The organism is Mesotoga infera, assembly GCF_900157305.1.
Taxonomy (GTDB): Bacteria; Thermotogota; Thermotogae; order Petrotogales; family Kosmotogaceae; genus Mesotoga; species Mesotoga infera.
In genome coordinates this window covers 2,758,055-2,782,693 of sequence record NZ_LS974202.1, presented here as the reverse complement: position 1 = coordinate 2,782,693, position 24,639 = coordinate 2,758,055, and the positions used below count along the sequence as shown (strand labels likewise).

Below are 24,639 nucleotides of genomic sequence, written 5' to 3'. Positions count from 1 at the left end.
GTCAACCCAGACCGTTGAACTCTATCGACAGCTGTTCTTCTCTCTCTACAATGTTTTTGATGAGTCCGTTCAGCGAGTCTGTGATTATTTTCACTTTTTCTTCAATAAAAGTTATAACACTTTCCATTGCAGAAATCGAGGGCCCTCCGGGGACGTTACGTACCTGCACAAAATGCCTGGGAGAGAGAACTTTTCTGAGCTCTAGATCACTCATTTCGAGGGCTCTTCCCACCAGTTCAGAGAACTTCCTGCGGAGAGTTTCAAAGGAGTAGCCCGATTTCACGAAAGCGCTCGTCACGACATGAGCCGTTCTGAAAGAGATCGCTTCTCTTCTTACAAGTTCATCGGCCAATTCCGTTGTTGTCGTACCTGTTGCGATCGCTATATCATCGACCTTCCGCTCATCAACGGAGACTTTCAGAAGTGTCTCCTCAAGTAACTCCAGAAGTCCAGAAAGCGTTTCGCAACCTCTGGTGAAACTGGTTATAGGGGCATCGGCCACTTCATTAACATCCTGATATGACACGTTGTGGAAGAGATCTATCAAACTCTGGAAGTCGCCGGCAGCCATTCCCGACTGAATTCTTATATGCTCGATAATGACCGGATTTCGCTTTTGAGGCATTATGCTGGAAACCTGCACGAGTTCATCTGGGAAGCTTAACATTCCAACTTCACAAGAAGCTTTATGCCCCATGTCGGCCATAAGGCGCGTTATGTCGTTGAGAATGCTCTTGAACCACATCGACGGATAAGTTAACCAGTGAGAGGTAACGATTGCCTGATAAGAGTTAGGAACCGGTCTTTCGAATCCGAGCAGATCCGAGACCAGCTGCCTGTCTATGTTGAAGCCCGTCGTCGTGATCGCAGCGGCTCCCAGAGGACACTGGTTCACCACTCTCATCGAAGCATTCAGACCTTCGAGGCCTTCGAGAAATTCGATCAGAAAAGACGAGAGATAATGTGCAAGTGTAGATACTTGCGCGGGCTGGCCATGGGTGTAAAGAACCAACAGCTGTTCTCTGGATGCCCTGATCTTTTCAATCAAGGCTCCCGCAAGGAGCAACATCTGCTTAATGAGTGAGATCATCAACTTTCTCACGTACAATCGGAAAACCGTCGTATCCATATCGTTTCTACTTCTTGCTGTATGGAGCGATCCAGCTTTTTCTCCCAGTAGGAGTTCGAGTTGCTTTTCGTAGTAGAAGAAGAGGTCTTCGACGCCTTCGGGAAACTCTCCGGGTATCTCCATGGTCGAGTCGAGTTTACTCATGGATTTCTTGAGCGCCGAGGCGGTCTTCGAATCGATTATTCCCTGCCTGGCAAGCATGATAAGATGGGCCTTGTTTTGCCGCCCGAACTCGTCAAGGAATGTTGTTGCCCAGTGTTTGTAAGATTTTTCGAGAACGTGTTTGGAGTATATTGGAGAAAATCCCATGCTACCTCCCTTTCAGAAGGTCGTCGATGTTTCCAAAAACGACCTTATCAATTTCGTCGTCAGAATAACCAACGTTGATCATGGCTTTGAATTGCTCGTCGAAATAGGACTTTGCATAACCTCTCGGGAAGTAACTCGAATCAGTGCCGAACAGAATTCTTCCCGGACCTATAGTTTCTCTGTATTTTCTGAAAAGGATTTCGAGATTGACTTCGTAAGGCATCCATCTCATCCACTGGTTCGATCCACTGGTGTCGATATATACGTTGGGACAGGCCCAGCAGAGGTTCAAGGTCTCGAAAATGTATCCACAACCAAAATGCGGTACGATAATCTTCAAATCGGGGAAATTTTTAGCCACATCATGTATTATCAGCGGATTGATGTTCACATGGTTGGCGATACCACCAGCCGAGCCCATGATGCCGAAATGAATCAATACGGGTATATTCTCTCCCTGGGCAACCTCCCAAACCGGGTATAGATCTTTGCAGTCTAGGGGAGTGTTCACCGCCGGCCCGAGTATTTTGTACCCCTTCAAGCCCTGCTCCTTGATGGCCTTTTCTAGCAAGTAGGGAGCCTCTTTCAGCGAAGGATCGTGATGAGCGTAACCGTAGAATCTGTCGGGGTGAGCCTTAACTATCTCCGACATGGCATCGTTACCTCCAGAAGTCACAAAGACTACCGAGATATCGTACTTGATCGCTTCTCTGTACCATCTCTCTACAAGTTCATCTTTAGATTGCAAGGGCTCGGCTCCATCGAACTGCCAGGCCTTTCTCCAGCGTGTCCTTTCCTGAGCCAACCACGGATGAACTCTACCTTCGGGCTTGCCAAAAAAATCGGGTGTGGGAAAATGGACGTGAGAGTCAATTATTCGCATGCTTATCATCCCTTCAGTCCCGACATGGCGATCCCTTTTACGATCTGTTTCTGGAAGATGATAAAGAAAATGATCAGCGGTATAGTCGAGACGGCAGCACCGGTCATTATGAGTTCCCATCTGGTGAGATTTTCGCTCGAAAAGTAAGACACACCGACCGGAAGAGTGTACATCTTCGGTGTTTGTGCAACGATGAGAGGCCACAGAAAAGCGTTCCAGTTGCCTATAAAGTTGAAGATCGCAAGCGTCGCGAGCGCCGGCTTTACGAGAGGCATCACAATTCTCAGGAATATACCAAATTCAGAGACTCCGTCGATTCTCGCGGCATCGAGCAGGTCGTCCGGTATTGTCGACATGAACTGCTTCATCAGAAAAACACCGAAGGCACTTATCATACCCGGGAACATTATGCTCCAGTAAGTCTCCATCCATTTCAACTGCCTGACCATTATGTACCACGGTATGACCAACATCTCGGTTGGGATCATTAGTGTGCTGAGTATGAGTATGAATATGATGTTTTTGCCCGGGAAATTATATTTGGCCAGTGTATAGCCTACTAGTGAGTCGAAAAAGAGTACCGAGATAGTTGTCACCACGGCTACTATAATACTGTTCAGGAACCATCTGGGAAACATGGAGTAGTTGAAAATGAACTCGTAGTTGGCCAGCGAGGGGTCTCTAGGAATTACGGTCATCTCGTAGATCTCCTCGGATGTTTTGAAAGAAGAAGAAAACATCCATACGAAAGGGAAGACCATTACAATCGCAAAGATCGATAAAAATATATAGGCAAAAATACTTGTTTTCCTGTCTGTCCTAGTCATATATCCACCCACCAATCAGTATTGGACTCGCTTGTTCAATACCAGCAGTTGCACCAGCGTGATACCCATTATTAACAAGAAAAGTATGACGGTTGCGCTAGAAGCGAGACCCATGTCAAAAGATCTGAAGGCCTTCTGATATATATAAAGCACCAGGGGTTTGGTCGCATTGAGAGGACCTCCCGATCCCTGATCGGTCATGTTGTAAACCTGTGTGAAGATCCTCAGGAACGTAATGCTTTGTGTGACCACAAGAAATACTGTGACTGGATTAAGGAGCGGTATGGTTATTTTGAAGAAAGACTGCCTTGATGTCGCTCCGTCTATTTTGGCTGCCTCTATGTACTCCTGTGGTATGGTTTGCAATCCTGCAAGAAACACGATTATACAGTATCCAAGATTCACCCAGACCGTAGTTACCACTATGGCCGGCAGTGACTGATTCATGCTGGTCAGAAAGGGCTGCGCATCGAGGCCAAAAGCCATCAGTAGGTTATTCAATATACCCGCGGGCGGTCTCTGGTAGATCCATCTCCAGACCCAGCTCACCGCTACCAGGGGTGTGATGTAAGGCATAACATAAAGCAAACGGTAAAACCACTGTAAATGCTTTACTTTGTTGAGTGTTACGGCCAGAAAAAGGGAAAGAACTATCACCAGTGGTACACCAAAAGTAACATACTTGATGGTATTCCATAGAGAAGTCACGAATACCTTATCTTTGAAAATCTTTACGAAATTGTCGAAGCCAACAAAATCCTTCTTTGGTGAAATCAGCTTCCAGTTTGTGAAACTCAACCAGAAAGCGTATATCATCGGATAGAAACGGACAACTATATAGAAGACCAATGGGATAGCGAGGAATAAATACGCTGTAATAATCCTTTTCTGACTAATTTTCATTAGTATTACCCCCAAAAAGAATGGCCGTGGCGTCGCCACGGCCACCAGCTCTTCAAATTACTCTACTCTCGACCAGAAATCGTCGATTATTGCCTGATCTTCTTCGGCCGCTTCCTTGAAAGCCTTTATAGGATCCATTCCCTGTATCCAGACCTTATCGACGGCATCCATCATTACCTGGCGCTGTCCACTCTCGTCAACAAAGAATGTCGCGTGGGCATATTCAAGCCCCTTTAGGAACGGTCCGTATTCAGGATGATCGTAGTAGGCAGCCGCAACTTTCGGATTGGCCGGAAGTTCACCAACCTGCTTGAGCCACAGTTCTTGAGCATACTCGGAGGTTATGAATTTGAGGAACTTGATCGAAGCGTCCAGCTTTTCACCAGTCGCGTTGGTCGTTATCGCGTGTGCCCAGAAAGAGGCGAAGTTAGACTTCACACCGTTCATCGATGGAAGTTCCGTGACTCCCCAGTTGAGATTGGTTAGAGGTCTGAAGGTCCCGAGTCTGAAAGAACCGTCGATAGTCATCGCGGCTTTCAAAGATCTGAAGGCCGTAACGTCATCGTTCAAGAAACCCGGGTAACCAACCTTGTCTTTGGTGATCAGGTCGGTGTATACCTTCAGGGCTTCCGGTGCAGTCTGGTAGTAAAGAACTGTCCTATTGTCGGCGCTGTAGGGAGTTCCACCTACCTGTCTGACAAGAACCTCTCTTATCCATTGGTGACCCTGACCGGATGGCTGCATCGTCAGACCTTCCTGAATTATATTACCCTTTTCGTCGTATTTGGTCAGCTTTTTCGCGTAATCTACCATCTCTGCGAAAGTAGTGGGTGGAGTTTCCGGGTCGAGACCGGCTTCTGCAAAGAGATCCTTGTTCCAGAAGAGTGCCAGAGTCCTTACTGCTGTTGGAAGAGCGTACGGTACGCCATTAAATTCTATTCCTTTTGACACGAACGGGAAGAATTCACTGTTCAAGTATTCCGGTGAAAATTCATTCGCGGGAAGTGGTACCAGATATCCCGAAGTAACGTAAAGTGGAATCCATCCGTAGAAAAGGGTGAGAACATCTGGCCCGATTCCGGCAGGTACCGACACGGCCACCTTTTCGTTGAAGTTCTCATAGGGGAAAGTAACCTGTTCTACTTCGATCCCTGGATTCAGCTTTTCGAACTCTTCGATCAACTGATCCACCAGTTTCACTTTAGTTTCGTAGTAGTACTGCCAATAAGTTATCTTTACTGCACCGGCGAAACCTGCAAAAACAATCGAAACAACCAGAAACAATAAAAGTGCTCTTTTCATTTACCCACCTCCAAAATAGTGAAGTTGCTCATACTTTCATGAAAACCTTTCTTTGAACGTTGCAGACAGCTCCCAGCGAAACGCCCATTTCGCCGAGTTCTCCGCGCTTGAATGTCACGCGTTCGAGTATTTCACCCGGAACTGTCCTCTTTAGTACCGGCATTATTAGACTGAGTATCCTGTCGTATTGGTTGTACCCGATTCCACCAGTTATGACGACTACATCTGGATCCAGTAGTGTGATGACATTCGCAACGACCACACTAAGGTGTTCGCAGGCGACCGTGACTATCTCCTTGAATCGGGGATTCACATCGGAGTGGTCAAACATCTGTGCAACTGTTGGTTCGTTTTCGAATTCGGAAAGGAGTTTTTCAAAGGCGTATCCGGAAAACCAGCTTTCAAGGCTCCCAAAGACAAAACTTAAATTCTTTTCCCTGCTCCAGTCAGTTATCATGTAACCTATTTCGCCGGCCATTCCGCTCGTACCTTCATAAAGCTCGTTGTTTATGATCAATCCGGCGCCAGTTCCCGTACCGAGAGCCATCAAAAAAACGTTTCTGCAGCCTTTCGCTGCTCCGGCCCACATTTCTCCGAGGGCATTGAGTGTAACATCGTTCGAAATGAAGGTCGGAACTTTGAATCTCTCTTCGACATGCCTCTTCAAATTCACTTTTCTAAGACCGAACGCAGGCATGTAAAAGATCATTCCACTCTCGGGGGACACAGTTCCGGGAACACCGATTCCGATTCCCATAACTTTCGAAACCGGAACTTTCATCACAGCTAGCACTGATTTCTCTACAAGTTCGAAGAACGCCTTTTCATCGCAAATAGATTTTGTGGAGAACTTTGCTTTTTCGACTATTTTGCCATCAAGGTCTGACAGTATAGAGATCAGCTTGTTACCACCAACGTCGACACCGACTATGTACTTATAGTCTGGAACGAAAGACAGAAGGATAGGTTTTTTTCCACCCTTACGTGAACTCTCGCCTTCTTTTGCTTCAACTATTGAACCTTGAGAGATGAAGTTGTTCACAACGACCGATACCACAGGCTTGCTAAGACCGCTCTTTCTGGATATATCCGCCCTGGAGATCAATCCTTCACATCTTACAATTCTCATTACTTTTTCTTCAGTTTCACGTAAGCATCGACTCACTGGAATCACCTTTATTTTGTTAAGTAGCCTAACTTACTAACATTATACATTATGAAAGTCTTCTCAAGGAACGAGACTAATGGTAAATTTAGACAGATAAGGAGTATAAAAGGCAAATAAGATTGATTATCGCTGTTTCTTTAAGTATATTGCTCTTAAAGAACCGGGGACCCCAAAGGTCCCCGGCTTTTCTATGGCTATCTCACTTTACCTTTGGCAAACTAAGCATATTTGCAAAGACTCTGTAGCCACCCGGTACGAGGTAATCTAGCTGTCTGTACCAGACGAGTGCTGTGTAGATGTAGGTTCCCTTTCCGTAGTTTGCAATCAACAATGAGCCGGGCTCGATATCCTCTCCAGGATCATCGGTATCGATCAAAGGCGTGAATTCCGGTGCCCATTTATTCGGGAAGTAGAGACCTCTTTCCTGTTTCCAGCCTTCCCAGTCTGAATCTCCGATCGCATTAGGCCAGTTGAAAATCGGATGATCGGGGACGAGTATCTTCATTTCGGCTTCCTCGACGGTGACTCTGTTTCTGCTAATGGTGAAATCGAAGGGAGCCCAACTGCTCTGATATTCACCGGTTTTGTGATACTGAACCAGGAGATTACCGCCATTGAACACATACTCGTTCAGTCGTGCGGAATTTGCCTCAATATCGGGTCTTGTTGTAGCTGCCCTTATACCTATAACGATAGTGTCGTATTTGCTGAGATCTCCAGAAGCAAGGTCGGCGGGGCTCAATTCGGTGACATCCACTCCCATTTGTCTCAGATACACAGTATTGATATCCAGTCCGCCATCAACATAGCCAACCTTAAGACCCGGGGCTACTTTAACATCGATAACCGCTACTCTTGCGACGGATGACTTGTAGTAGTTCTTCGTTTCTATGTGAGGATATGCAATGACCTGGAAGCCCTTGTTGAAAATCTCTCCATCAACTATCGCTTCTGCGACGATTTCCGATTCTCCAAGAGGGGCGTTGGCAGGAATCTTGAATTCTACCTGAATCGACTTTGACTCGTTTTCTTTGCCCAAAGAGAAAGAGGTGTCCTTAGTTACAAGCTCCCAACCTGCGGGGATTTCCAGAGAAACGTTTCCCGTTACTGCACCTTTAGAGTTATTCTGAACTTTCACAGTAATGGTTCTGGTTATGTCCGAAGAAGATGCGGGAGCCATTAATCTTTCAGGATCGAGAGAGACGGAAATCTTTGGAACAACCCTGACATCGGCAATCGATTCCGTCCAGACTGATGTATCCATAACTTCCCATACCGCCACAGCGCTGATCGGGTTTTTGTCAAAAGCGTCTGTGTAGACAGCATCTGCACCAACTGTGACGGTGAACTTGGCCTGTACGTTGGTGTTGAACTTGATGGCTTCGAAAGCCACATTTTCCTTATCGACGGTCCAGCCTTCGGGAAGAACCAGAGACAGCTCGGCTTTGTCTATGACTTCTTTGCCAAGGTTCCAGAAAGTCGCTGTCACTTCAAAACTCTGGCCTGGTACTATGGTGGAGTCGTTTCCACTTACCAACAGTTTTGTCGAGAAGACTTCGCGAGCCGCTGCGAGGAAGTCGGCTTCTTTCAATGTCAGTCTTTCAATTAGGAGTTCTTTGTTGTTATCCGAGAGATTGGATTCAGCTGCGAACGCTATTATCTCTCTCACCAGCGACAGTCCTTCGAGGACTTCATCACCGATGCCCGTAGGATCCATCGCGTTGAATCCGGCGAGAATCGAACTCGTGATGCCATTCAATTGGAGGAGCATGCCGTCTATCTTCGAAATAACTTCAGGGTCCCCTTCTATGCCGTTGGAAATGGCCTTTAGGGAGAAATCCAGGTTATCAAACATACCTGTCTCTTCTGTTCCAACAACACTACTCAGAAGCACATAACTTGAATATGCATCTCCCGGTGTTCCAAGGCTTCCGGCCATTCCCTGACACTGATGGCTACCGCGCGCAATGCGACCTATCTGGTTGTAGGAGTAGCCTAACACATAGTCATATTCGCCGGTATTGACTCTAACGCCGCCGGAACCGGCCTGATAAAGTTTCTTTACCTGCCAGACCTGGAGTCCGGCTTCGAGCTGTTCGGGGTACATGTTGGGATCCGCGGCAGCCGCTACCGCTTCCGGAACCAACACACCACAAGCCTGGTGATGGCCGTGGCCGCCTGTTGGAGCATGTCTTGAGAGAACTATATCTGGTTTGTAGATCCTTATGAGTTCGACCAGGTTTCCGATAATCGTCTCTTTGTCCCAGCTTGGATTGTTGAAGGTCTCCTCGGCCGTCTTGGAGTAACCGAAATCGTAAGCATTGAAACAGAGTTGCTTTCCCCCATCGATTGCCCTGGCTGATGCCAGTTCCTGTGATCTTAAAACGCCCAGAGCCTCATAAAGCTCCGGTCCAATCTCGTTCTGGCCGCCCTGCCCCCAGTTGGAAACCAGATAGTATGTTTCCAGATGGAGACCCTTTGCCAGATAAGCAATTAACCCGTTGTCTTCGTCATCTGGGTGGGCACCGATCATAAATACGGTTCCAAATACCGGTAGCTTTTCAAGTGCAAGTATCGTTTTTGCGAGACCGGTTTCCGGTATCGCTTCGTAGACGTATGTCTTGGCGAAACCAGTGAAAACAATCAAGCACAAAAGCACAATTAGAACCAGACCTCTCTTCATTTCCATACCTCCCTTGTTTTTTCTGGCGACGAAAGCTTTTCAAAACAACAGAAAACAGAATGGGAAAAGAATAACACGTTAGTAAACATGACTAACATACTAGTATTATACCTTAATCTCTACTCGTAGAATAAATACCGATGAATGATGTCTAGATAAAAGAACATAGCCTTCAGCAATGATTTGATGAGAAGAATGGTTTTAATTGATTAGGCATACCATAATTTACTGTTACCGCCGAATGCTGAGCGAAAATCGAGAATAATTTTTTAGTGTCATGATTCACGCATTTCAAGCTCGAGAGAAAGATAAGGCTCAAGATCAAGAAGCAAATAATTAACGGATGTAGCTCGTAAAGCTTCTCTCAAAAGATATCTAAAATGCTTTTAGACTTCTGTGTTCTCGGTTATGTTTTCAACTATCGTCGCCTAATCTGGTATGACTATCTTCTAGATGATTTCGGACGGCTCTTGATTCGAATCGTTTAGTTGAGAGTCAGGTATTTGCAATTTATAAAAACACATGCTATATTATTGATAGCAAAAGTATTGTACACAACTATATGGAGGTGCAAAAATGAGCATATACGATTTTAACATGATCTCCATCGAGGGATGGAATAGGCCTCTCTCAGAATACAGGGACAAAGTTATCCTCATAGTCAATACGGCCAGTAAGTGCGGTTTCACTCCACAGTACAAAGGCCTTCAGAAGCTCTACGATGACTACAAGGAAAAGGGATTTGTCATTCTAGGATTTCCGGCCAACGATTTTTTAAGGCAGGAACCGGGCACCAATGAGGAAATAAAAGAGTTTTGCAGTGTTACGTACAATATAACCTTCCCTATGTTCGAGAAGATCCATGTTAAAGGTAAAGAAATACATCCTCTTTACAAGTATCTCACAGCTGGAGGAGGCAAAGAGGAGTTCGCAGGAAAGATTAGCTGGAATTTTACGAAGTTCCTTATTAACAGACAGGGAGAGGTAATCGCACGTTTCGCTCCAAAGGACGACCCTGAGAAGATAAGACCTTACATTGAGGAAGCGTTATGATTGAAGAGAAGGATTTTTCCGGCAGAGAGGATTTGCTAAAACTTGACAGACAACTCTGTTTTGCTCTTTATTCAGGTGCCAGAGGTATCATAAGGATGTACCGTCCCATTCTTGAAAAACTCAACATAACATATCCACAGTACCTGGTATTATTGGTCCTCTGGGAACATGGCCAGATGAATGTGCGGGATCTGGGAGAAAAACTCTTTCTAGATTCGGGGACGTTAACTCCTCTGTTGAAGAGAATGGAAAGGCAGGGCATCGTCTCAAGAGAGAGATCTATAAAGGATGAAAGAACCGTTCTAATAGGTCTAACGGATAAAGGAAGAAAAATGAAGGAAGATGCCCTGAGCATTCCATTTCAACTTGCAAAAGATCTGGATATCGATCAGAAAGAGTACGAAACCCTTATGGTCGCTTTGAAGAGATTGATTGCAAAGATGAATCTTTAAAGGTTCAAAGAGAGTGTTTCAGGCTTGTTGGCATCCGGAGATTCTATCATGCTCTCAGTTCCTGATAGTATATTTAACTGGTGCGCTGGCCGGTTTTATAAATGTGGTCGGTGGAGGCGGGTCTATTTTAACTCTTCCGGTTTTGATGTGGATCGGTTTGCCTTCATCGGTGGCCAATGCAACTAACCGTATAGCGATTCTTACAGAGAGTATTGCCGGAGCAGTTGGCTTCTCTTCGAAGGGTATAAGACCTGAGAGGAAAGTAATACCGGCTGTAATGTTTGCCAGTTCTGGCTCAATATTAGGATCTTTTTTCGTTCTATCCATACAGATTGAGAGTTTGAATAGAGTAATCGCAATTTTGCTGCTATTGGCGGCATTTATCACAGTCTTCAGACCTCCGAAAGTTGAAGTAGGTAAAGCATCTCTGCTATCGACTGCGGTAATTTTTCTCGCAGTTGGTTTCTACGGAGGATTCATTCAGGCCGGAGTAGGTTTCTTATTGATGATCGCGATTACGTTTGTGTTCGGTTTCGATCTGGTTTTAACAAACGCGACGAAAGTCATTACGGTCCTGGTATACACTTCTTTTTCGACCGTATCCAATAAATAGGCGAAGAAAGGAATAAGACAAAAGAAAAGGGACTCAACTCCATATAGAATGTTTTTTGTGTATGAAAAACAAAACGAAAGGAGAGAGTCCCGAAGAAATGATAACACCAAAGGACATAAGAAAAGTGAAGGAAGCGGTGAGAGAGATAATACCTGCACACAGGCAGGTGAAAGGAAGACCCAGAGAGTACTCGGACAGAACGATAGTGTTGTTGTATGTGATTTTTATACTTTTCCGTTGTAGCTCAATCGTTGAGATGTACAAAATGATCGAAGGAAAGAAGAGGCTGTTGAAAGTGATAGGTGAGCTTCCATCAAGGCAGACATTATCATATAGACTGAGAAGGCTGGATATTGAAGCGATAAGCAGGAGGATCATAGAAAGCATAAAAGGCGGAACATACATAATCGACTCGACACCGATAAAGGACATCACAAGTCAGGGGATAAAAAAGTGTAAGAATCTGAAGTTCGGCAAGAACAAGAACGGGTTCTTTTGGGGAAAGAAGGGACATTTCATAATCACTCAAGAAGGGATACCCGTCAAATTCAAGCTGACCCAGGCCAATGAAGACGATGCTAGAGTTGGAAAGGAGATGCTCGACAATCTCAACGGTCTGATTATAGCCGATAGGGGTTACTTCAAAGAGAGCTTCTTGTCCCAATTCACCAAAGAAGGCGATCTACGTGCCATAGTGAGACCGAAATCGAGAAAGAAGGACTCGAGCTTCAAGGAGAAGCACTCACAGACATATTCAAAGCGATGGAAGATAGAGAGGCTGTTCCAGAAAATGAAAGAGGTGTTCAGAGTGGAGATTCCCAGAAAAGGTGGCAGAGATGATCTCTTGTCCAGAGTAACGGCACTATTTCTAACGGTTGCTACTCTTGCCTTCTCCAAGTTCGTGCTCAACTATCCTATTCTGGATTACCTCAATTGTTGCTGATTTGTATATTGGATACGGTGTTCTTTTTCAGTGATCGTTTTTATTTCAAGAGGAATGATCGATTGGATTCCCGGTTTGGTGCTTTCTCTGGGTAACGTGACCGGAGCCTTCTTGGCGGCCAGGATGTCGGTGAGAAAGGGTGCAAAATTCTCAAGATGTATACTTATTATTGTTGTCCTTATAAATGCCATCAAATACCTTCTCTTTTAAATGACTGAGTAGGGGGTATTTAATTGATGTCTATGGTAAATCTGGCGAGAACTCTCGTTAAAATGGGATACCTCAACGACGAAAGGCTCTTAAAGGCTTTAACTATGATCGATCGTAAATACTTCGTTGAAAAGGATCTTTCTAGCTCAGCCTACATCGATAGAGTCTGTGTAAGCTTTTATGAGGGAGGAAAAATTCTTTCGACATCGACGCAGCCTTCACTTCTTGTTTCGATGATCGAAAGTTTAAACCTTGAAAACTACCATCGAGTTCTTGAAATAGGCACTGGGACAGGTTTTTGTGCATGTGTTCTAGGTAAATTCCTAGATAAAGGCTCTGTGCTTTCTGTCGAAATAAACCCCGACGTGGCAGAAAGGGCCAGAATCAATATTTCTATGTACAATTTGGACAATGTTAAAGTTATAACCGGTGACGGTCGTGAGGGTTTTATTGAAGGAGCACCGTACGATGCCGTTATTTCGACTGTTGCGCTCGATGGTATGAGCTCCGTTCTTTTCGAACAGATGAAAACCGGTGCAAGAGCCGCCATACCAGTCTTCAGAGATTACCGGAACACGCCGGTTTTTCTTTTCGAAAAGGATAGTGAAACATCCTTTTCGGCCTATGAGATCATCCCGGCTGTCTTCATGACGGTCGAGGAGATCAAAGCTGACCCTCTTTACATGCACAGTTCCTTTCGCGCCACAGTATCTCAGGGAAGCATCAAAGAGATAACGTCCGATCGGTGATCACTTTCCAGAAAACTTCCACACCCTTTTCTATAACCGAATCGGAAGGCAGAAATTTTGAATTGTGCAGACCCACCCTCTCTTCTCTTCCAGTACCTAGCCAGAACATAAGACCCGGATACCTGAGGGCCAGGAATGCGAAATCTTCACCCGTGTACTTCATCTCGACTTCATTGACATCTACGAGCCGGCAGAGTTTTTTGTAAAGATCTCCATTCACTACCAGCTGTGGGTAGCGTGACCCTACTTTTTGAAGGTATCTTAATTCACGTTCGTCAGCTACTAGTTTTCCGAGTTTTTCGATTTCGGCCACGACTCTTTCCGTTATGGAAACATCTACCGCCCTGATGGTACCGTAAAGAGTGCAAGAATCCGGCACAACGTTCCTGACTCTTCCGCCCTCTATCAAACCGAACCTCAAAACGTACTCGCCGGTGTCGGATTCGTAGATACGTCTGAGAAATTCCATAGCGCCTTCAACGGCATCCCTTCCCTGTTTGAAAAAAGCCACATGGGCCGACCTTCCCTCGAAAGTGCTATCGATTTCGTAAGCCGAGGCGAAAAGGACTCCAGGTCTGGTGTTTACCGTACCTTCTGGATACTCGTCCGTTACGTGGAGTGCCCAGACCTCTTCGATCGGGTAATTTTCGAGCGTTTTCAGACAGAGCTTGGCACCACCGCCGGCCTCTTCGGCTGGTTGAAAGAGAAACAGTATATTTACGTGTGGTCTGTAAATTGAAACCCGCTCCACCAATCCCAGCAGCACGGACATGTGAATATCGTGACCGCAGGCATGCATGAACCCTTCGTTTCTCGAGGAAAATTCGCAACCGGTTTCTTCTCTCACAGGTAGTGCATCCATGTCAGCCCTGAACAAAATGTAAGGTCCGTCACCGCTCTCCCATCTGGCCAGAATACCGGTTCCCGCGACTTCCTCATACGAGATTGAGAGGTTCGTCAGGAGTTCTTTAATGTAAGCCTGTGTCTTGAACTCCCTAAAAGCTATCTCAGGCATCATGTGTAATTTGTGTCTAACTTCCACCAGATTCATTTTTACCTCCTCGATCCCTACTCCGCATAATTATAAACAAAAACGGCGCCTTTAAGGCGCCGTTTAATTTTTAATTAGTCATCTCAACTCATAATCCCACAGCTGCACCATGGTCGAACCATCTGAATAGTCGTCGCTCATGTAAGTGACTATCGGAAAGGGGATATCCTGGTTGAGAACCCAGTACATGGAAAGCTCGTTATCTTCGTTGTAAAGTACGACTTTAGTACCGGTGTATGTACCGTTCTTGCCCTGAACGGTTACCTGTCCTTCGTATTTTATCGAACCGAATCCGTAGAGCTTTGTATTCATCTGCTCATTCAGATCGATAGTTTCATAGAAAAAGGAAAACATCGGGTTTAAAAACGTGTACATAAACATGGAAAGTTCCTGCTCAAACAAGATATCACTACCGATCGGTTGATCTTTTGAAAGAAAAACCGTAGTGTTGTAATTGAGGATGTATTTTTCCTCATCCAATCCGATCTCTACACCGTAGATCATTTCCTTCTCTTCTTCATACTGGGTGTAGTTGATCTTGTAATAAACGTATTTGACGCCACTGTAGTCTTCCAGAGGCATCCAGGTTGCAAAAGACATGACAGAGAACAGTAAAATTAGAAATAGTGCCAGTTTTTTCACAAAATCCACCCCTTTCAGGTTTCTAAGCATTCATTATATTATATCGCTTTTGTCTATCAATACCATGCTGTCGGCGCAAACCTGTTTTTTGTAGTACAAGTCTAACTATAGTGAGGTGATAGATTTGAAAAAGGCATTGATAACTGGAGCATCGTCAGGCATTGGTAGAGAATTCGCCCGCGAACTGGCTTCAAAAGGTTATGAGACAATACTTGTAGCGAGAAGATACGAAAGATTGAAAGATATTTCGGAGGAGTTGACAGCGCAATTCAACTCCCCTTCCACTCCCGTTCAGGCTGATCTCTCTCAAAGGGACGATCTCGAGCGGGTATCTGGCTACCTTTACGGAGTAGATCTGCTGGTCAACAACGCCGGCTTCGGATTGATCGGTTCCTTCAGTGTGCTGGAAGGCGAGAAAGAGCTAGAGATGATACGTCTCAACGTTGAATCACTTTATCGGTTGTCAAAGTTTTATGTCATAGCCAGAAGAGAACAGGGTGGAGGCATAATCAACGTGGCCTCTACCGCCGCTTATCTTCCCGTTCCTTTCATGGCCGTTTACGCGGCAACCAAGGCTTTCGTATTGAGTTTCAGCGAAGCACTCTCAGAAGAACTCAAAGACAGTAACTTCAAAGTAATGGTTCTCTCGCCGGGACCGACCAACACAGAATTTTTCGAAGTCGCTTCCGGAAAAAGCAGAAAGGTGTACGGCTCCATGGCACCGGAGAAAGTGGTGAAAAAAGCGATGTCGGCTTACGAAAAAAGCAAGAGATCCGTAGTGAGTGGTTTTTCGAATAAAGTAGTTGCAGGAGGATCTAAAATCGCTCCAAAGGCACTGCTATTAAAAGTCGCAGGAAGGGTATTTCGCGACTTCTGATTTATAACGACCAGACAGCCAATTCTAAAAAACGCGAACTTGAACTCTCCCAATAAGCGTAGAACCAGCATTGGGAGAGTTCCCGTGAGTACCACTTCATGATGCCAATATCCTTCAGTGGCCATCCTGTTCTCTAGTAAAACTGGTGTTTTTTGCATCTTCCTGGCCACCTCAGTAGAGTTTTCAGGACGAACCGCATTCTATTGTAGATTCGGTAATGTTCAGAGCCAGTTTCTTTCCTTGAGTGCAAAGTAACCTTTCGTGCGTATGAGGATTTCCATTATGAACTCCCGATATACGTTCCCTCCTGAGAGAGTTCTAGCCCTGGTAAGTTCCATCATTGTTGTTTCCGCCTTCTCAATGAGTTCTCTCACCTGCTGCAAATCTCTCTTTTCAGGCGTTTCAACGTACAGTTTCAGTCTGCTTTTTAGAATTTCTACAGTCACCGAGAGCGCTTCTCCCCAGCGCTCGAATTCGTATATCCAGAGGGCCATTTCCTCAAGAAACACCGATGGGAGTTTGTCTTTCAGTCTTTTTGCAGACTCAAGTATCGTTCGTGCCTCTTTTTCAAGCCACACAATCGCCTCTTCAAGTCTTCCCTGGGAGCAAAGTGTTCTGAACTCTTCGATCACTTTCCTCGGTCTTTCCGATTGATCGGGATGTATCGGACTGATTAGACTGTATTCGCCAAAGAGGAGCATCTCGTCGATCAGTCCCGGAGTAAGTCTTCTCATGGCATTCACCCAGGAAATAGTTGCGTCATAACCGTAGGGGTCGTTTAAGAAATCGGCCGCTGCACCGAGAACTATCATGGAAGCGTGAGCCTGGTTCATCGGATTCAACACTATACCGCAAGAGTGATTCACGATTTCAGGATCCCTGCCGACGTACGGTCCGATATGCAACTCAGGTATCATACTCCCATCGTTAACCGGGTAATTGTCCCAGTAAAGTATCTCTCTCTTGAAGGCTCCGCTGGCCTTTATGGCGTCACTTTCAGGTATGTGCTGTGAACAGACTTGCGGACCGGTCCACATGATCTTGATATCAGGTAAGAGCCCCTCACCCAGTTCCCGGATATATTCTGATTCGGCTCTGCCGTGGTATTCAGTGGGGCAGATTATAAAATCGAAAACTGGCAATTCTCTTTTCAAAGCTTCGAAAATACTATTTGCAAAAAAAACCTGGGCACTGGCGAGCGACTTGAACCTTTCTTTATCCCTTTGGCTAGATAGCCTGAAAGGGATATCGTCGTAAAACAGTGCGAAGCTCTTGACTCCCATTTCGGTAAAACTCAACAATTTCCCGACGAATGTTTGCAGGTCGTCTTCGCTGGAATACTCAACCGTCAGACCTGGGCTGATCGCCATTGCCACATCGACTCCACACTGTCTGCCCTTTTCAACGACCATGGAAAAACCCTTCACAAAATCGTCGCCATAGCTTTCCCTCCAGCGAAACCTGTGAAGCTCGTCGTCTTTCGGAGCGTATATGTACAAATTGTACCCGTGATCGCCCATGAACTGGATGATATCGAATCGATCCTCCATAGACCAGGGTTTCCCGTAGAAGCCCTCTACAACTCCCCTTATCCTGAACCCTTTCACTTTTGATCACACCTTTCGCCTTTTGTTCTGGATTCCTGATAAAGTCTAGCACATTCCTGCTCTTCAGTTTCTTAATTGTCGAAGATCCTGGAAATTCTAATTGTCTTTCTCGAGGTTTTAATGAAAGCCCCCACAATCGTTAAAACTTGCCGGATAATGTATAATCTTTAATTGATTGCAAACCGGACTATCTCAAAATTCAAGTTCAACGGGATTCTTTTGCTTTCCAGGTTTAGTTGTTAGAGGTAAATTGATGCGAAAGCTTATGAAGTATCTCAAACCCTATTGGGTTTTTGTAGTTCTGGCACCTGCGTTAATGATGCTGGAAGTCGCCATAGATCTTTTTCAACCGAGATTGCTTGAAGAAATAATCGACGTCGGGATAAAACAGGGCAACCTAGATATGGTTGTCAATACGGGATTGAAGATGCTGCTGATAACTTTCATAGGAGCGCTCGGCGGGATAGGCTGTTCAGTGACCTCTTCGATCGCCGCTCAGAATGCTGGAGCCGATATCAGAAGAAATCTCTTCAGTAAAGTCCAACACCTTTCTTTCGGTTCACTAGACAGATTCGGTACGGGTAGCTTGATAACCAGACTAACCGATGACGTCGTCCAGTTTCAGCATTTCATCATGCTGATGCTCAGGATGTTCGTCAGGGCACCCCTGCTTTTTTTGGGAAGTGTCATTATGGCCTTTTCGATAAGCTGGCGACTTTCACTGATCATCATCGCGATTATTCCCCTGATAGTGATGATAATATACTTCTCGATGAAAAAAGTACTGCCGCTTTTCACAAGAGTTCAGAAAGAAGTCGATAAGGTCAATGCAGTGGTGAGAGACAATGTTTCGGGGATAAGGGTGGTCAAGTCCTTCGCTTCTTCCAGGCAGGAATCGGCGAAGTTCGCCAAAACGAACGACGAATATATGAAGTTGTCGATGAAATCGGCCAGGATTCTCGTGGTCATTATGCCTCTCTTCTCACTGATTTTAAACTTCGGTATAGTGGCCGTGATATGGATAGGTGGTATTCAGGTCGAAGCCGGCGGCCTCCAAACCGGTCAGATAATGGCCTTCGTCAACTATCTCACTAGAATGCTTATGTCCATAATGATGATCGGCATGATGCTCATCTTCGTTTCCAGGGCCCAGGCTTCTGCCAGAAGGATTTCCGAGGTTCTCGAAACACCTGAAGAGGAAGATGTTGAAACCACGGAGAAGTTCGATCTCAATGGCCCTATAGTATTCCAAAGCGTGAATTTTTCATATGAAGGAAATGAAAGAAAGGTCCTCCGCGATATCAATCTCACTATCAACCCCGGCGAAACGGTGGCTTTCCTAGGAGACACGGGCTCGGGTAAATCGACTCTGGTCAATCTGATTCCAAGGCTCTACGAAGTGACTTCCGGTAGAATTATGCTGAACGGTATAGATATTACAAAGATCCCCAGAAGGGAACTCCGGAAAGAGATAGCCTTTGTCTTTCAGGAGACGATTCTCTTCTCGGGAAAGATAAGCGATAATATCGCCTACGGTAATCCCAACGCTTCGCTTGAAGACATACAGCAGGCGGCCGATATGGCGAGGGTTGGAGACTTTATCTCAACGCTCCCCGAAGGTTACGACACAAACTTGAGCCAGATGGCTACGAACCTCTCGGGAGGTCAGAGACAGAGAGTAGCCATTGCCAGGGCTCTCGCGTCCAGAGCACGAATCATAGTCTTTGACGACAGTACAAGTGCCCTTGATGCACAGACTGAAGTCGCAGTAATGAAGGCGATAAATGACAGGCTCAAGTGCACCAAGATCATAATCACCCAGAAGATAAGCTCGGTAGTCAACTGCGACAGAATATACCTCCTCGAAACCGGCCGCATAGTGGCAAGCGGAACCCACGGCGAGCTTATGAAGACGAGCGATCTTTACAGAGAAATCTACCGATCGCAATTCGGAGAAGTTGGTGAGGAAAGTGCCTGAAGAGAAAAGAGAAAGACCGGCCGACATCCAGATCAACATAGGACCACGCAGGGGCGGGCCCGGTGCCGGAAGAATCGCACCTGTGAAGAAAGCCAGCGACCCACGCAAAACGCTTTTCAGGCTGCTGGCGTTTCTGGGTCACGAAAAAAAAGGTCTTCTTTATGTCTTGATTTTTACGGTTCTATCTTCCATCGCAAGTATCTTCGGTCCCTTCCTTCTAGGAAAGGCCATTGATGATCACATACTTGTGGGAGACCTTTCTGGGTTGGCCGTTATTGCAATCTTTATGGCCGCCATTTACGCATTATCCTCTCTTTTCCAGTGGCTTCAAGGATATGTCATGATCGGTGTTACTCGGAGGACGGTTCGCAGACTCAGACAGGAGGTCTTCGACAAATACCAGACGTTGCCTGTGAAGTTCTTTGATACACACTCACACGGTGAACTGATGAGCAGGGTGACGAACGATATCAACAATATTTCTACCACGCTCAGCGAAAGTGTGACTCAGCTCCTATCAAGTCTCCTCTCTCTGGGTGGTATAGGAATAATGATGTTCGTTCTCAGTCCCATACTTGCCCTTGTGTCTTTGACTTCGGTCCCTTTGGTAGTTTTGGTTACGGGCTTGATCGCAAAGCAGAGCAAAAAGAACTTCATTTCGCAGCAGAAAGCCCTGGGAGAGCTGAACGGCTATATAGAGGAGAGGATTTCTGGAGAGAAGGTTGTCAAAGCATATGGAAGAGAAGATTTCACGATCGAACAGTTCCAGAAGATTAATGAATCTTACAGAAAGTCAGCCATTCTTGCCCAGATATTCGCGGGCATGTTTGGTCCGGTGATGAACATGGTTAGCAACTTCGGATACGCCGTTGTTGCCTTCGCCGGAGGGTGGATGACGATAGAGGGAATGATAAGCGTCGGTCTTGTGGCCAGCTTTGTGGTATATGTCGGTCAATTCAACAGACCCATTAACCAGATTGCACAGCTGTATAATTCCATTCAGGCTGCTCTTGCAGGAGCCGAAAGAGTCTTTGAGGTTCTGGACGAAGAGGGAGAGAAAAAGCCTTACGAGAACTTCTTCCCCGAAAAAATAAAAGGAAAGGTGGAGTTGAAGGAGGTAGATTTCAGTTATGACGGCAAGACGATCGTTCTCAAAAAGGTAAGCCTCGATGCTCAACCGGGTCAGGTCGTTGCACTGGTGGGCCCGACCGGTGCCGGTAAGACCACTATCGTGAACCTCCTGACTAAATTTTACGACATCGAGAGTGGAACTATCTACATAGACGATCACGACATATCCTCCTTCGACAGGGAGCAACTAAGAAAAAAGTTGGGTATAGTACTTCAAGATACGCAGCTTTTCATGGGAACGATAAGGGAAAATATACGTTATGGCAAGCCGGATGCCAAAGATGATGAGATCCGAAAAGTCGCCAGGATGGCCAACGCCGATCACTTCATCGAGAGCCTTCCGGAAGGCTACGATACGCTTATATCCTCGAACGCTGACAGTATAAGCAAAGGTCAAAGGCAGTTACTGGCAATAGCGAGGATAATGCTTCTCGATCCAGAAATACTGATTCTTGATGAAGCCACCAGCAATGTGGATACCAGAACGGAGATGCACATACAGGAAGCCATGAGAAATCTGATGCGGGGCAGAACCAGCTTCGTCGTCGCTCATCGTCTGAGTACCATAAAAAACGCCGACAAAATATACGTCATAAATACTCACGAAGTGCGTGTATGTTACAGCTAATAGAAAGGAGCAAGAGAAGGAGAGCGGAAACAGGAATCGAGGAGATGGAAGTCGATTTTGACCTGTTCCAGGAGTAAAGACCTGAGCATAGAGATAGCTCTTTGGATCGTTTCGAACACTTTATACCTCTTTGTTTGAGACTTAGTCTTCTCGAGAATGAATCGATGAAGGTCATTGAAAATCAGATAGGCGAGAATAACCAGGATGATCCAATGCTTTTGGCCATCTTGAGTTGAGAGTACGGCTTTGCCGAGCGAGAAGTGTTGTTTGGCAGTCTTGAAGTAGGACTCAATGGACCATCTGTTGAGATAATACAGAAAGATATCCTCAGATGAAAGCTCAGTATCTGAAGAGATTAGGGTGGTTCTTCTCCCATCATCCAGTTCGGCCACAACTATCTTGAGAGGAACTCTAACAGACTTGAAGCGAACAACTCTCTGGTGGAATCTGACGGTTCTATCTCTTATTATGGCCTCCTCTGAGAAATCACGAACAGAGTCCTGGTAGTGGGACACTCTGGTGATAGATTCTTCAGTCTTGAATAAGAGATTTCCCCTGGCTTTCCCGATGAAAGTGATTCCGAACCAAAGTTTGCAGGACTCTATCACGTGGCTGTTGGTGTACCAGGAGTCTCCAAGAAGCACTGCATCCCTTATCTCGCTCTCTTTCAGCCAATCTATAAGTCTTTCAATCTTGGTGGGGCCTTCTTTCGAGTTCGAGAACATCATCTCCAGAGGGAAGAAACCATCGCTGACTCTACCAACGGTAAGGAGAACCTGTGCCTGGCAATACCGCTTCTGATTATGATCATACGTTAGAGTGGTGAAAGGTATCTTCTTGCTCCTTCTGGCCAGTTGAGTATCATCCACAACCAGGATCATCTTCTCCAAAGAGGTTGAGAGAATAACCTTCTGGATCAGCTTCTCGAGGTTATTCCAGAAATCAGGATGACCATTAACAAACCTGGTAAGAGTTGTATGAGCCACATTGTTCAGAGGGTCTCTAGCTATTGAGGAGATCGAATTATGTCCAGGTTCCAGTATTCCCTGTATAAGAATCAGGATATCTTTAAGATAGAAGGCTTCTATTGAAGAGAAGAAATCACCAAAGTGTAGCTGGACAAAATGCTTAATTGATGCAAGAATACTCATAACCGGTCGCTCCTTTGTGTGGTTTGTTTGGACAAAATATTCTACATCTGGAGCGTCCGGTTTTCTATTCTCCCCTTCTCTATTCCTTTTTCAATGACCTTTTTCCTTTGTTTTGCCTTTCTGATTTATTCTTCCGTTACTTTCATGCACTCCGTGAGATAAATAATGGCGAGATAATTGAAAGCGGTACACACAACGAACTAATCGCCCGTGGCGGCTTCTATAAAAGTCTCTATACGACTCAGTTCTCGCTACCGAAGGAAAAGACCGCTTGAGGAGGCGAAGATGATTTTCAAAAACCTATTTTTGAAGCGTGGTTTTAAGTGTCCATTCATAAAGTTGATAGAAAAGATGAGAAATAAGAAGCCCAAATTCTACGCTGAATGAAGCGTGGTGCTCACCGGGAGGTATATATGGAAGAAAAAGTGAGGTTTGTAGAGATAACAGAGGATAATCTGATTGAATGTCTGAAGTTGAGCAAGACGCTTCTGGAAAACCAGGATAAGGCTGTAGCCTCCAACGCCGTGTCGATAGCACAGGCGCATTTTGCGAAGAACGCCTGGTTCAGGGCTATATATGCTGGAGACGCGATGGTGGGTTTCATAATGTTAGATTATACACCGGTTCCAGAGTTGGGTGACATTAAACACGCCTTTCTCTGGCGTTTCATGATAGGCGGTAACTATCAGAAGAAGGGCTATGGGAGCGATGCGCTCCACCTTCTCTTTGAGAACCTTAAAGAGAGGGGATACGAAAAGCTCCTGACCTCGTGCGTCGTTAAGGAACCCAGCCCGCTTCAGTTCTACTTGAAGCTTGGCTTTATTGACACCGGCAGATGGGACGGCGACGAAAAAGTGCTGCTCAAAGATCTCTAATCATTCATCAATTACAGGTATCGATTCACACAGTCGAGTTTCCCAGCCATTGCAGTTTAGCCGATCTACAATATCACAAACGGCAGACCGTTAACGGTCTGCCGTTCTATCTGGTCAGGAAGCGGGGATTTGAACCCCGGACCTCTGGTTCCCGAAACCAGCGTTCTTCCAGCTGAACTACTTCCTGTCTGGAAAATTCTATCACGTGGAGAACACAGTTTCAACAGCTTCTTTCTATGAAGGCACTTCCAAGCACGACTTCGTCATTGTAGAGCACTGCCAGCTGTCCGGGGGTTACTCCCCAAGCGCCGTCCGAAAAGCTTATTGCGACCCTGTCCGCTTCTAAAAGCTTGACATGCGCCTTAACAGCGTTCATGGAACTGCGAATTTTACAAAGACAATCGAATTCTCTTTCCGGTTCTATGTACCAGTTTGGATCAACTGCTTCGAGACCGAAGGAAACCAGTTCCTCTCTACGGCCCAGAACGAGTCTGTTACCGGTGAAATCGAGATCCTTCACATATAATTTTTCTCTGAAGTTTATCCCTAATCCCCTTCGCTGGCCTATCGTGTAATCGGTGAGACCGTTATGACGGCCGATTACTTCACCGTTTCCCTTTACTATATCGCCGGTGGAACTTTCTATTCCCTCTCCGTGAAGAAAGTTCCTATAATCGTTGTCAGGTATGAAACATATCTCCTGGGAATCCTTCTTCGAATGTACCGGAATTGCCAGCGATCGAGCCCTATGCCGCACTTCTTCTTTCGAGAGTTCTCCGTTTGGAAAGCGAATGAAGGAAAGTTTCTCCTTCTTCACTCTCGAGAGGAAATAGGCCTGGTCTTTCCGGTCAAAGCTTGCCCTGGCGAGAAAGAAACGCCCGTCATCGTCGCGAATTATCCTGGCATAATGGCCTGTGGCTATCGCTTCGTTGTTATCTGCCAGGATTTGTTCGGCGAAGATTCCGAACTTTATTATATCGTTGCATAAAACGCATGGATTGGGGGTGAGTCCCGTGGCGTAACTGACTTTGAAATACTCTATCACAGTCTCCCTGAACTGATGGCTGAGATCCAATATCTTCAATTCGATACCCAGGTGTTCCGCAACCTTCGTAGCATCTTCTACGGCCTGAGTAATCGCTCCGTCTGTTGGAAGTACTATCATGTGGTATCCCGTAACGCTGTATCCGGATTCTATCATCAATGCTGCTGCAACGGCGCTGTCCACCCCGCCGCTCAATGCTATACCGACCTTCATCTTTAATCACCCAGTCAATGTTAGCAACCTTTTTTGGTGAGAGTGTTGCGAAAGGGTATAATAAAAATGTAAGAAAGGTCCGAATGAATAGTTAGTTATTTGGGACAATCGTTGCACTATTGAACTTGTTTAGTTCCATTACAGAAAAATGCGGGTATCACAAATTCATTTTTTTGAGTCCATAATCACTTCATCTTCAATCAAAAGGAGGGGTACT

Annotated in this window: 21 protein-coding genes and 1 tRNA gene; 9 read left to right on the top strand and 13 right to left on the bottom strand. The window is 45.6% G+C overall.

Annotated features, from left to right (window positions below; all coding sequences use genetic code 11):
- Position 1: 1 nt before the first annotated feature.
- The 7 genes from MESINF_RS12690 to MESINF_RS12660 all read right to left on the bottom strand — a co-directional run bounded on the left by MESINF_RS12690 (position 2) and on the right by MESINF_RS12660 (position 9,204).
- Positions 2 to 1,438: a lyase family protein gene (locus MESINF_RS12690; RefSeq protein ID WP_169700392.1), complete on the bottom strand. Its 1,437-nt coding sequence runs from the start codon at positions 1,436 to 1,438 to the stop codon at positions 2 to 4.
- Position 1,439: 1 nt separating this feature from the next.
- Positions 1,440 to 2,321, bottom strand: a complete 882-nt coding sequence (locus MESINF_RS12685; RefSeq protein WP_169700390.1) for an amidohydrolase family protein — start codon at positions 2,319 to 2,321, stop codon at positions 1,440 to 1,442.
- A gap of 5 nt (positions 2,322 to 2,326) precedes the next feature.
- Entirely contained in the window at positions 2,327 to 3,148 is an 822-nt protein-coding gene (locus MESINF_RS12680) for a carbohydrate ABC transporter permease (RefSeq protein WP_169700388.1), read from the bottom strand.
- Positions 3,149 to 3,163: 15 nt separating this feature from the next.
- The gene (locus MESINF_RS12675; RefSeq protein ID WP_169700386.1) at positions 3,164 to 4,051 is read right to left on the bottom strand and encodes a carbohydrate ABC transporter permease; all 888 of its coding nucleotides are present in this window, start codon (positions 4,049 to 4,051) and stop codon (positions 3,164 to 3,166) included.
- A gap of 57 nt (positions 4,052 to 4,108) precedes the next feature.
- On the bottom strand, positions 4,109 to 5,353 hold the full coding sequence (locus MESINF_RS12670; RefSeq protein WP_169700384.1) for an extracellular solute-binding protein: 1,245 nt from the start codon (positions 5,351 to 5,353) through the stop codon (positions 4,109 to 4,111).
- Positions 5,354 to 5,381: 28 nt separating this feature from the next.
- On the bottom strand, positions 5,382 to 6,482 hold the full coding sequence (locus MESINF_RS12665; protein WP_169700383.1) for an ROK family protein: 1,101 nt from the start codon (positions 6,480 to 6,482) through the stop codon (positions 5,382 to 5,384).
- Positions 6,483 to 6,720: 238 nt separating this feature from the next.
- Positions 6,721 to 9,204, bottom strand: a complete 2,484-nt coding sequence (locus MESINF_RS12660; protein ID WP_169700381.1) for an NEW3 domain-containing protein — start codon at positions 9,202 to 9,204, stop codon at positions 6,721 to 6,723.
- A 576-nt stretch (positions 9,205 to 9,780) separates the two neighbouring features.
- Between MESINF_RS12660 and MESINF_RS12655 the strand changes: the two genes are divergently transcribed.
- The 5 genes from MESINF_RS12655 to MESINF_RS12635 all read left to right on the top strand — a co-directional run bounded on the left by MESINF_RS12655 (position 9,781) and on the right by MESINF_RS12635 (position 13,224).
- Positions 9,781 to 10,257, top strand: a complete 477-nt coding sequence (locus MESINF_RS12655; RefSeq protein WP_169700379.1) for a glutathione peroxidase — start codon at positions 9,781 to 9,783, stop codon at positions 10,255 to 10,257.
- Positions 10,254 to 10,709, top strand: coding sequence for a MarR family winged helix-turn-helix transcriptional regulator (locus MESINF_RS12650; RefSeq protein WP_169700377.1), 456 nt, complete (start codon positions 10,254 to 10,256; stop codon positions 10,707 to 10,709). The genes MESINF_RS12655 and MESINF_RS12650 overlap by 4 nt, the downstream gene beginning before the upstream one ends.
- A gap of 13 nt (positions 10,710 to 10,722) precedes the next feature.
- Positions 10,723 to 11,322, top strand: a complete 600-nt coding sequence (locus MESINF_RS13810) for a sulfite exporter TauE/SafE family protein (RefSeq protein WP_169700375.1) — start codon at positions 10,723 to 10,725, stop codon at positions 11,320 to 11,322.
- Between the two features lie 61 nt (positions 11,323 to 11,383).
- A complete protein-coding gene (locus MESINF_RS12640; protein ID WP_169700373.1) occupies positions 11,384 to 12,265 on the top strand; it encodes a transposase in 882 nt (293 codons plus the stop codon).
- A 236-nt stretch (positions 12,266 to 12,501) separates the two neighbouring features.
- Entirely contained in the window at positions 12,502 to 13,224 is a 723-nt protein-coding gene (locus MESINF_RS12635; RefSeq protein WP_169701083.1) for a protein-L-isoaspartate O-methyltransferase family protein, read from the top strand.
- Here the strand turns inward: MESINF_RS12635 and MESINF_RS12630 are convergent.
- On the bottom strand, positions 13,199 to 14,275 hold the full coding sequence (locus MESINF_RS12630) for a M20 family metallopeptidase (protein WP_169700371.1): 1,077 nt from the start codon (positions 14,273 to 14,275) through the stop codon (positions 13,199 to 13,201). The genes MESINF_RS12635 and MESINF_RS12630 overlap by 26 nt on opposite strands.
- A 78-nt stretch (positions 14,276 to 14,353) precedes the next feature.
- Positions 14,354 to 14,917, bottom strand: a complete 564-nt coding sequence (locus MESINF_RS12625) for a hypothetical protein (protein WP_169700369.1) — start codon at positions 14,915 to 14,917, stop codon at positions 14,354 to 14,356.
- Between the two features lie 115 nt (positions 14,918 to 15,032).
- On the opposite strand from MESINF_RS12625, the gene MESINF_RS12620 reads away from it, so the two are divergent.
- Entirely contained in the window at positions 15,033 to 15,794 is a 762-nt protein-coding gene (locus MESINF_RS12620) for an SDR family NAD(P)-dependent oxidoreductase (protein WP_169700367.1), read from the top strand.
- Between the two features lie 221 nt (positions 15,795 to 16,015).
- On the opposite strand, the gene MESINF_RS12615 is transcribed toward MESINF_RS12620, so the two are convergent.
- A complete protein-coding gene (locus tag MESINF_RS12615) occupies positions 16,016 to 17,401 on the bottom strand; it encodes a protein O-GlcNAcase (RefSeq protein WP_169700366.1) in 1,386 nt (461 codons plus the stop codon).
- Between the two features lie 253 nt (positions 17,402 to 17,654).
- On the opposite strand from MESINF_RS12615, the gene MESINF_RS12610 reads away from it, so the two are divergent.
- Together MESINF_RS12610 and MESINF_RS13590 are read left to right on the top strand one after the other, a co-directional pair.
- On the top strand, positions 17,655 to 19,379 hold the full coding sequence (locus MESINF_RS12610) for an ABC transporter ATP-binding protein (protein ID WP_197712687.1): 1,725 nt from the start codon (positions 17,655 to 17,657) through the stop codon (positions 19,377 to 19,379).
- Complete coding sequence (locus MESINF_RS13590) at positions 19,363 to 21,138, top strand: ABC transporter ATP-binding protein (RefSeq protein WP_197712686.1); 1,776 nt, start codon at positions 19,363 to 19,365, stop codon at positions 21,136 to 21,138. The genes MESINF_RS12610 and MESINF_RS13590 overlap by 17 nt, the downstream gene beginning before the upstream one ends.
- On the opposite strand, the gene MESINF_RS12600 is transcribed toward MESINF_RS13590, so the two are convergent.
- Positions 21,135 to 22,289, bottom strand: coding sequence for a transposase (locus MESINF_RS12600; RefSeq protein WP_169698367.1), 1,155 nt, complete (start codon positions 22,287 to 22,289; stop codon positions 21,135 to 21,137). The two genes, MESINF_RS13590 and MESINF_RS12600, sit on opposite strands and share 4 nt — an antisense overlap.
- Before the next feature lie 413 nt (positions 22,290 to 22,702).
- On the opposite strand from MESINF_RS12600, the gene MESINF_RS12595 reads away from it, so the two are divergent.
- Positions 22,703 to 23,164 (top strand): GNAT family N-acetyltransferase, encoded by a 462-nt coding sequence (locus MESINF_RS12595; protein WP_169700362.1) that lies wholly within the window; start codon positions 22,703 to 22,705, stop codon positions 23,162 to 23,164.
- 111 nt (positions 23,165 to 23,275) lie between these two features.
- Here MESINF_RS12595 and MESINF_RS12590 read toward each other — a convergent pair.
- Positions 23,276 to 23,351: transfer RNA gene (locus tag MESINF_RS12590), tRNA-Pro, on the bottom strand.
- A gap of 33 nt (positions 23,352 to 23,384) precedes the next feature.
- The gene (mnmA, locus tag MESINF_RS12585) at positions 23,385 to 24,422 is read right to left on the bottom strand and encodes a tRNA 2-thiouridine(34) synthase MnmA (RefSeq protein ID WP_231936773.1); all 1,038 of its coding nucleotides are present in this window, start codon (positions 24,420 to 24,422) and stop codon (positions 23,385 to 23,387) included.
- Positions 24,423 to 24,639 lie beyond the last annotated feature (217 nt).

Coding starts and splice junctions, on each gene's coding strand:
- MESINF_RS12690 (WP_169700392.1), bottom strand. CDS start 1,438: ATGGGATTTTCTCCAATATACTCCAAACACGTTCTCGAAAAATCTTAC.
- MESINF_RS12665 (WP_169700383.1), bottom strand. CDS start 6,482: ATGAGAATTGTAAGATGTGAAGGATTGATCTCCAGGGCGGATATATCC.
- MESINF_RS12610 (WP_197712687.1), top strand. CDS start 17,655: ATGCGAAAGCTTATGAAGTATCTCAAACCCTATTGGGTTTTTGTAGTT.
- MESINF_RS12685 (WP_169700390.1), bottom strand. CDS start 2,321: ATGCGAATAATTGACTCTCACGTCCATTTTCCCACACCCGATTTTTTT.
- MESINF_RS12595 (WP_169700362.1), top strand. CDS start 22,703: ATGGAAGAAAAAGTGAGGTTTGTAGAGATAACAGAGGATAATCTGATT.
- MESINF_RS12660 (WP_169700381.1), bottom strand. CDS start 9,204: ATGAAGAGAGGTCTGGTTCTAATTGTGCTTTTGTGCTTGATTGTTTTC.
- MESINF_RS12680 (WP_169700388.1), bottom strand. CDS start 3,148: ATGACTAGGACAGACAGGAAAACAAGTATTTTTGCCTATATATTTTTA.
- MESINF_RS12675 (WP_169700386.1), bottom strand. CDS start 4,051: ATGAAAATTAGTCAGAAAAGGATTATTACAGCGTATTTATTCCTCGCT.
- mnmA (WP_231936773.1), bottom strand. CDS start 24,422: ATGAAGGTCGGTATAGCATTGAGCGGCGGGGTGGACAGCGCCGTTGCA.
- MESINF_RS12630 (WP_169700371.1), bottom strand. CDS start 14,275: ATGAATCTGGTGGAAGTTAGACACAAATTACACATGATGCCTGAGATA.
- MESINF_RS12670 (WP_169700384.1), bottom strand. CDS start 5,353: ATGAAAAGAGCACTTTTATTGTTTCTGGTTGTTTCGATTGTTTTTGCA.
- MESINF_RS12635 (WP_169701083.1), top strand. CDS start 12,502: ATGTCTATGGTAAATCTGGCGAGAACTCTCGTTAAAATGGGATACCTC.
- MESINF_RS12600 (WP_169698367.1), bottom strand. CDS start 22,289: ATGAGTATTCTTGCATCAATTAAGCATTTTGTCCAGCTACACTTTGGT.
- MESINF_RS12640 (WP_169700373.1), top strand. CDS start 11,384: ATGAAAAACAAAACGAAAGGAGAGAGTCCCGAAGAAATGATAACACCA.
- MESINF_RS12650 (WP_169700377.1), top strand. CDS start 10,254: ATGATTGAAGAGAAGGATTTTTCCGGCAGAGAGGATTTGCTAAAACTT.
- MESINF_RS12655 (WP_169700379.1), top strand. CDS start 9,781: ATGAGCATATACGATTTTAACATGATCTCCATCGAGGGATGGAATAGG.